General features: G+C 39.7%; 11 protein-coding genes. All 11 read right to left on the reverse strand.

The window, feature by feature from the left end:
• Positions 1 to 209: 209 nt before the first annotated feature.
• The 11 genes from H6G97_RS40555 to H6G97_RS40605 all read right to left on the reverse strand — a co-directional run bounded on the left by H6G97_RS40555 (position 210) and on the right by H6G97_RS40605 (position 7,759).
• Positions 210 to 626 (reverse strand): BRO-N domain-containing protein, encoded by a 417-nt coding sequence (locus H6G97_RS40555; RefSeq protein ID WP_190946261.1) that lies wholly within the window; start codon positions 624 to 626, stop codon positions 210 to 212.
• 23 nt (positions 627 to 649) lie between these two features.
• Positions 650 to 1,051 carry a hypothetical protein gene (locus H6G97_RS40560; protein ID WP_190946262.1) on the reverse strand — a complete coding sequence of 134 codons (402 nt, stop codon included), beginning with the start codon at positions 1,049 to 1,051 and terminating at the stop codon, positions 650 to 652.
• Positions 1,052 to 1,145: 94 nt separating this feature from the next.
• Positions 1,146 to 2,618, reverse strand: a complete 1,473-nt coding sequence (locus H6G97_RS40565; protein ID WP_190946263.1) for a hypothetical protein — start codon at positions 2,616 to 2,618, stop codon at positions 1,146 to 1,148.
• A gap of 87 nt (positions 2,619 to 2,705) precedes the next feature.
• Positions 2,706 to 3,368: a hypothetical protein gene (locus tag H6G97_RS40570; RefSeq protein ID WP_190946264.1), complete on the reverse strand. Its 663-nt coding sequence runs from the start codon at positions 3,366 to 3,368 to the stop codon at positions 2,706 to 2,708.
• Between the two features lie 8 nt (positions 3,369 to 3,376).
• Positions 3,377 to 3,865, reverse strand: a complete 489-nt coding sequence (locus H6G97_RS40575) for a hypothetical protein (protein WP_190946265.1) — start codon at positions 3,863 to 3,865, stop codon at positions 3,377 to 3,379.
• Positions 3,862 to 4,503: a hypothetical protein gene (locus H6G97_RS40580; RefSeq protein WP_190946266.1), complete on the reverse strand. Its 642-nt coding sequence runs from the start codon at positions 4,501 to 4,503 to the stop codon at positions 3,862 to 3,864. The genes H6G97_RS40575 and H6G97_RS40580 overlap by 4 nt, the downstream gene beginning before the upstream one ends.
• The gene (locus H6G97_RS40585) at positions 4,503 to 4,883 is read right to left on the reverse strand and encodes a hypothetical protein (protein ID WP_190946267.1); all 381 of its coding nucleotides are present in this window, start codon (positions 4,881 to 4,883) and stop codon (positions 4,503 to 4,505) included. The genes H6G97_RS40580 and H6G97_RS40585 overlap by 1 nt, the downstream gene beginning before the upstream one ends.
• Positions 4,884 to 5,566: 683 nt before the next feature.
• Entirely contained in the window at positions 5,567 to 5,830 is a 264-nt protein-coding gene (locus H6G97_RS40590) for a hypothetical protein (protein WP_190946268.1), read from the reverse strand.
• 448 nt (positions 5,831 to 6,278) lie between these two features.
• Positions 6,279 to 6,695 (reverse strand): hypothetical protein, encoded by a 417-nt coding sequence (locus H6G97_RS40595; RefSeq protein ID WP_190946269.1) that lies wholly within the window; start codon positions 6,693 to 6,695, stop codon positions 6,279 to 6,281.
• A 472-nt stretch (positions 6,696 to 7,167) separates the two neighbouring features.
• The gene (locus H6G97_RS40600) at positions 7,168 to 7,401 is read right to left on the reverse strand and encodes a hypothetical protein (protein ID WP_190946270.1); all 234 of its coding nucleotides are present in this window, start codon (positions 7,399 to 7,401) and stop codon (positions 7,168 to 7,170) included.
• A gap of 13 nt (positions 7,402 to 7,414) precedes the next feature.
• Positions 7,415 to 7,759, reverse strand: a complete 345-nt coding sequence (locus tag H6G97_RS40605) for a hypothetical protein (RefSeq protein WP_190946271.1) — start codon at positions 7,757 to 7,759, stop codon at positions 7,415 to 7,417.
• Positions 7,760 to 7,899: the final 140 nt, after the last annotated feature.

Below are 7,899 nucleotides of genomic sequence, written 5' to 3' on the forward strand. Positions count from 1 at the left end.
TAATTCCACTCAGTTTGCGGCTTTGAATACCAATTCTGGTTTTATTATTGCCCAAGACATCATATTTGCATAGTCGAGTCTAGAGTTGAAGTGGATGAAGACCACAGCTGGGCGCGACTTTTCAACTGAGAATTTGAATTGTTTTGGTGTGCAATCTGTTAATGTTGGGGTCATGCTTTATCGCGATCGCAAGTGAAAGAGAACAAGTGTTACTTTTGCAAGACACAAAGTAAAATTAACAATTGTTGGTTTGGCTTGGGCATCTCATATGTGCCAGTACGCCGCAGTGAGGGCAGTACTTCATGAAAGACCCAACGCTGGAAACGTTTGGCAACTGGTTTACGAGACTTGAATATAAGGCGATAAAGCCCTGCCTCAGTCACAGTCAGCATTTCTTGCTCTCCACCAGGGGTACTGACAATGGCAGTACCCTTTTTATCAACGTCCAATCCTCCATCAAAATACTCGCCGCCATCTGCTGATGTTCGCTTTCTACCATTGACAGCAACGGAAGTATCAATGTCTAATATTGCACAGACATCGGCAGCGACCCATTCTGGTTTCTCTGGTGTACCGACGAATCGGACTTGTTGAGACTCAAACACGAAAACTGATAAATCCGACATAACTAAAATTTCTCCAAAATTGATTAAATACGGGTTAATGCCAGAAAGCAAAACTTAATTCGTAGAGATGTCGCTTTAATCCAAGTTTGATGATTATCTAATCCACCCCTTTGTACCCAGACTTGATGGTAATGAACTGAGGTGCGGCTGCTACTTCTACCGTAGTAATTCTGATGGCAACGACAGCATACCCCTACACAATCCCAGCCAGGAATTTCGTAACCAGACACAGAAGCACGAGGGAAATGCAGTAAAAACATTCCCAAAAAGCGGCGCAAGAAAGAGCGTTTATATTTGAGGTGATGCACAACAGTAGCGCGTCCATGCCAGGGATTATTAGTGCAGCGTGGTTGCAGCCTTTTTACACGACGGCAAGTTATTGACCAGTTACTAGCGTATTCAAATTTACTTAAAGATTTACGCATTATGTGAGTCGAATTGGTTCAATAATTAGTCAGATTAGAGACAGAGGTGAACAAAATTTCCCTTTCTTAAGAATCAGGTTGCAATTAACATCAGTCAAACATCAATTTTAAATTTGTAAATTAATCCTTGATGGTCAGTTTGACGGATAAGTGTGAGAATTGCTGTTTTTAATTCATCAGCACGGTCATTTTGCCCCAATTCTTTGACGATAAAATCTTCTAAAGTAGAATGCCGTGTGCGCTCCAATTTATCAATCATCTGTTGAGAAGGACTTCTTTGTATGGCTGTAGCTGTTCTCAACTGTTGTCGTTCTTGGGTTGATAACGAATCTCCTGTTGGCTTATCATTGTCCCTGTTGATGTCTGAGTAATTCGGTAGTTCTGGCATTGCCCCCCAGGTGGAATTTCCCCCAAAGAATACAGCGCGGTTACAAGGCGAGGCTTTAATCAAAGTGTTTATTCTCTCTAAATCAATCATTTCGAGAATCGGTGACTTTTTCCACTGTTTTAAAACATTAGTATTCTTGTCTGAAATGATGGCAACTGCCGTAATTTGACTAGTAGCTGATAAATTTAATCCTAGTGGCCCAACATAAGGAGATTGAGCAAGTAGCCAAACATTCTCCTTGCTAGAACCACCAAGTGAAGAAATATGTAAAATCAATGTGCCAATGCGCTCGTTTCGACATTTTTTAGCCGCATCTCCAAGGGTGGAACCTTCATCAATAACTAATAAAGATTCCTCTTGATTATTAGCCCATTCGATGTAACCTATTTCTTCCTTGGTTCCATCAAGTACTTCATCCATCCATTTACAAATATTTTCTGGGGATTCATTTTTGCATTTTTTACGCCGAACAACGTCAACCACGCCCTCTGTGTAACCATATTCAGATGGTTCATTTTTGGGGTCAATATAAAAGATTTTGCGGTTTGGCTTTTCGGCTTTGATTCGACGTAGGGCATTAGCAACCAGCATTCCCTTACCGCTTCCACCAATTCCAAAAATAATACAGTTCCGAATAGGTGAAGCAATTTCTCGAACTATATCTATAACGTGTGTGGGATTGTGAATTGAAGATGATGTATTTATATTTGCAGGTAATGAATCTGATGAAGCGAGCAGTGGGGAGGCAAAAGGGATAAATGCTTGGGGCGATTCATTGATTTGTGACGTGTCTTCAATATAATCAATTGCGGCATTAGAAAATTCATACTCTTGACTACTAGCAAACTGTAACTCTTTGTTCACTGAATCTTGACCAACCTGTTGAATATAGCCTCGAAAATCATCACCGTCGAGAATATGAGCAATACAGCCATATTCTCTAATAGCTGCTTGATTTCGTTGAATCTCTTTGGCTTTTTTAAAACTACTATATAATGTCCATCCCGCAATGAGCGCTCCAGTCAGGGGCGAGGTTGCCGAAGCTGCGATCGCTGCTACAACTAACCCAAAAGCAATATTCCATTGATTGTTGTTTTCGGTAGTGGACTTAAAAGCTCGCGCGCTCCACTGTTCGGGCGTTCTCTGGATCTTATTAATATCAAAACGTGTCATATTCATATTTTTTTTCATAAAAGTTCAGCGTTTGAGGCAGAAAGGAAGATAGCCATATTGAAGACTACGCTCCCAGACTTACCTTATTGCTTGCTAGGCTTTAATCGCGTAAGACAATTTACCAACCCAAATGATCAAAGAAACTATTACCTCAATTGCAAACAACGTAACCAGCGCCAGTGCCAAATTACCGTAGTCCAATTTCCCCCACTGGCCTGTCGCCAAAATAAATATTAAGTCTGAGATTTTACCACTAGCCACAGGTGAATAAACAGTAAGACAAATCAGAAAATCAACTGTGTAGGTAAAGATTTTCAACACCTCTAAGTTACTGACAACAGAGATTGGCAAATGATTGTATGTTCGCTTAAGCATTTTTAATGTTGGGTCATCGGTATCTTTCTCTTGATAGCGGGAACGCCCATCACAAGAGGTGACAATCTTCTCTATAAACTTCTCGTTGTTATAGAGAATCAACGGTAAAACTTCTATGATTTGAATCACGCTCCAAAGTATTGCTCCGAGTATCCAAGAAAGACTCTTTGAAAATATTGCTGCGATCCCATTGATGATTGGAATTGCAGCGACCAGAGAAATAAATGCACTACTGGTAGCTTTCCCTCCTAGAAATGACACGGCTCTCTCATAAGGTTGAATATTCAAATAGGCGAACCAGATGCCAGCTACTACTAACCCCCAATATAAAAGCCGTAGCCAGGAATTAGTTTTTGCTTGTCCATTCTGATTTTTGGGCATCGTGAAATTCATTTTGCTCCTTTATCTATCGGCTGGCTGTATGTACCACCGCGAAAGCGTTTAAGCCTAGTGGCAACTAAATCTCTGTTGCCAGTAAATGCAATAGCTTCTACTTCTCCCCCATCCCCAATTACACCAGTATTACCATTGGCATCACAGACTACAGTTCCTTTGGGCAATGGGTTTAGTGTGATTCGGTCTTGGATCACTTTTCCCTGAACAATCGTCACGTATTTATGGGGATAGACAGTAGCTACAATCGGCAAGCATCCTGTCTTATATCTGGCATCAGCAATTATGGCTTGTTGCTTCTCAAACTCAAACTGCTGTTCTAACAAAGTTTGTTGCTTGGAGTTTTGAGCAATAGATTGCTTAATGTCTGATATTGCTGTCATATTCCTTTGAATATCACCAGAGGAATAAAGCAAAGATGCCCCAATTAAGGTGCAGAACACAATTGATGTTTTGTGCTTCCTCCATACTCTTGAACTATTCATTGCCCCATATCCTCCAAAAAAGCATCAATACTAAAAGTGTTATCAGCAGGAGCTTTTAACTTAAAATTCTGTATATCGGATTTGACTTGAGGCGTAAGGGATTTAACGTCACTCAAAAAAGCATCAACGTCTACTGTTTCTACACCGTAGCCAGCAAGCAGTTTGTTTATTTGTCCATCGTTGTCTGAAAGCGAACGCAAGTATTGGGTACTGTACTGTGTTTGCTCAAGGAAAGAACTAGCAAAAGCACTCCTGCTATGGTCTAACGCCCTCTGGAATACTTTTGCTTCTAATGTTGCTATTGCATTGGCTTGGGCCACCGCACCACTCATTACCACCCGAATCATCCCCGCCATCATCTGATGATTAACGTTCGGGATAATACTAGCTGCCATCTCGGTTGCTTGTTGAATCGCTGATGCTTCTTGTTCTGATGCTGGCAGGTGCAAATGGTTATTAATTGCTGCACCAGCCAGTTCAAACACTTTCTCCAACTCTTCTGTGATGTCTGGGCTAAACTCATCACCTTCGGGGTCAACATCTGCCCCGTGGTCACGCATGATTCGGAGTGCTTCTATCACTTGCACATCGCTGTAGCGATCGCTAAACCACTCAATTAGCTGTACTTTGGTAAACATTATTGATTTTCCTGCCATTGTTCAAAGTTGCTTCTACGTAAGTGCATGAAATTAAATTTCAAGAATTGTATGACTTGACTGTTGTTTTTCACCCCTTTCTTTATCGATTCATCCTTCAATAAATAAATCACAGCAGAAAGAAATCTTTGATAAGGATCTAGATAATTACTTCGGACTCCTCGCTCGGATTCGTAATAACTTGTTTTTAAAGGAGGAATCTTATTAATAATCTCTGATTCCCATCTCCAAAGTGTAGTCCGGTTAACCCCAAGTGTTGAAACCCATTCTGTTCTTGTTAGCAAATTATCTAAAAATGCATCTCTAATTTTTGGTGATTGTTTTAAATTCTCCAAAACTGTGGGTAAATCTGTCTGCATCATTGTTTCGCTTCAACTGGGAGTGCGTTCGCTATTCTCATGGAAATCTCTGTAAAACACCGCTTTTGGACATCTTTTTCTATGATCAATCAAAATCTTGACTGTGCTTTGTTGCATTTCACTGTGCTGTGTTGCATTTCAATGGTGTTTTTGGGAAATGCACACAAATGAAACATTGTTGTTATGTTACATTTACGGAAATATTAAATATTACTAGAAACAAACCAATTTCGCTTACACAAAAGAGTAATACTCTGAGGAACAGCGTCTATCTTAATAAATTTGATTCTTTAATTAGAAATTACAGCTTTAATCTTGCCCCTAGACTATTGCAGTAACTTCTATTTTTGAATGCTGATTTTACGTCCAAAGATATTAGGATATGTTTTTTTCATTCGATTAATCTCCTAGTTAATGAGCGATGTATAGAGTTTTTGTGTTGCCTTCTTAATACTTTGGGTGTAAAGAAAAGACTTTATCTACTTGTAAACCTAGCTTGTCAAGCCAATACTTGACAAGCTATTATCCATTAGTCAGCTACGAAATGCTCTTGTTGCTTGATGGTTTCTCGGTACGATTGTTTGTTGATGCTGAAATGTATCAATGTCACATTTGATATTTAGATAATAAAAGACCCGTACTAAGCGGGTCTATAAAAATATATAAATTCCAACAACTTTATTTTTTTATGCAACAATATGTTGATTGAGTGCGTGGTGTAAAACAGCGATTGCCCAATCAGGACAGCCGTAATAAAACCAGTTCCGAACCGCTGTTTTGTTGGGAGGAGTAACCCCAGTACCTTGAAAATATTCCTGCAACTGTCTCTCAATCAACCTGACTCCAGTCGAGACATAATACATTTCACCAGGGTAAGACCTTTGGTTTGGTGGTAATTCTTCTATAAGCTTTTGTGCAAAGATGTCGATTTGGTTCAGTTGTCGTGCCATAATCTTTTTGCTCCTTCTGTAGGGATGTCTACGGTTGGGGAAGTCCTAGCTTTCGGGTTCAGACGATTGCTAGGGCGCTTATAAAATAATGTACTATACGATCAGTACAAAAGCTGCTATTACATATCCCAAATACTTTTAAAAAATTGAAAATCCCATTTTCATCTCCTAGTTATTTTTTCTTGGTAGATATTCCACTAATCCTTCCCGGCAGTCATCATAAGTTTCAGTATAAGCCTCTGTCGGCATAGCTTTTATAAAATCAAGATCACCAGATTGACCCTAATAAGAAGCAATTCGCAGTTCGCAATTATGGCACGGTTCATAAAAACTTTGAGATGGAAGCACCAGATTCTAGTCCGGCGGTGAAGAACGGTTCTTCAGCATAATGTTTTCTCATCAGCAGTGGTTAAGCGATCGCATTTAAATGCGATCGCTTAATGTTACTTCAAGAAGCCTGACTTCGATTAACTTGCAGTGTCAGTAAATACTTTCGACATTCCTCCGCTCCCCGATAAATCAGCAAGCGCAGTGCATGGATCTCTTGAATGAAGGAGTTACAGTTTTGGGCGATTTCCGGTATCAATTCCTGTCGTGATCGCACATAATCTTGATGATGTTGTTCTAGCAGTTCAATCTTGGAGTTGAGATGCTGCGGGTATTCCATCATCTGGATGCAACCAGTCACGAAAGCTTTCAGTAGAAGTAGATTGTTAAACTCGATCCGTCCATCTGGAAATTCCAGATAGACTCGTCCACTTTGCATATTTCTGTCCCATCCAATACCCAAACCTTGAAGTTTTTCGAGTAATGGCAAGAGTTCGTATTGTTCTATTACTGGTTCTGGTTTTAACTTGGTAAACATGAGAAGTTTCTCCTATTACTTCTTTTTTGTTGGGACAAATTCTACTAATCTTGCCCAGCACTGATCACAGGTTTCAGCATAAGTCTCTGTTGGCATAAGAGTTATCAAGTCGGTATCACTTGATTGACCCCAACAATAGGCAATTCGCAATTCGCAATTCGCAGTGACGCTCCTACATCGTTAATACGATTATGGATAAAATCGTCAATTGCTCTGTTGGGATACGGAACAACTATTTTCAATGACGAAAAACACACAAAATAGCTAATATCAATGAGCAAGGTGATTCATGCATGGAATATTAATTGCGAGTTGCGAATTACGAATTGCGAATTGAAAATGGCACTGACATTTCATTGGATGAACTCTAGCAAGTTGCCTGATTAACTGAATTGAATTAAAAAGTCTATAATTCATACTTTATTACTAGTTCAGGACGTTCAAAACTACTCAACAAGCGTGTATTTTTAATTTATTGGTCATGTCCAGATTCTCCTTGTTGATTAAATTTCTCTACATCATCAATTGCATCCACTATTTCCTCTAAAACATTGAAAGCATCGTTTAATACCACATCATTTGATGTAGAAAAATGCTCTGACGATTGAAGCCTCCGATAATCCTTACTACTCCCCACAAGCCGCAACGTATATTGACATCCTTGCAAGATAGCCCGAATCTCTGATGTAGTTAATTTGATTTCCATCGTTGTTTATCCCCTAAAATTTATCTCGTTGAATACTGAAACTAGCTCCGATCAAAGAAGTCCCTAAGAATGCAGAAAAACTGACCAGCATTGCACCCAAACAAATACTTTTCTGCTGCTGCCAACCAGAGATGATGATGTTGGGATTAGCATTTATATCAATAATCTCCAGCCCCCAACATCCCATTGCCACTAGTCCTGAAAAGCCAGTTAAGAGCAGAGAGACAATTGCAGTTGTTTCTATGGTGCGGTCGATAAAAATCCTGGGGTTGAATCTTCTCTTAGTACGACGACGAGCAATCATTTTACTCTTGTGGTCTAATTGAGATTGGTAAACACCCTGTTTGTGGTTAGTCATTTGGAATCCTCTAATTCAATAAAAAACCCTGCACCAGTATTCTTAATCTTTACTTTTCTTTGATTGACCAAGCCTTGAATCACTCCCAGGCTAAATTTAATACTGCACAATCGAGCGCTACCCCCACAATGACCAAGATA

This window comes from Nostoc flagelliforme FACHB-838 (assembly GCF_014698065.1).
GTDB classification, from domain to species: Bacteria; Cyanobacteriota; Cyanobacteriia; order Cyanobacteriales; family Nostocaceae; genus Nostoc; species Nostoc flagelliforme_B.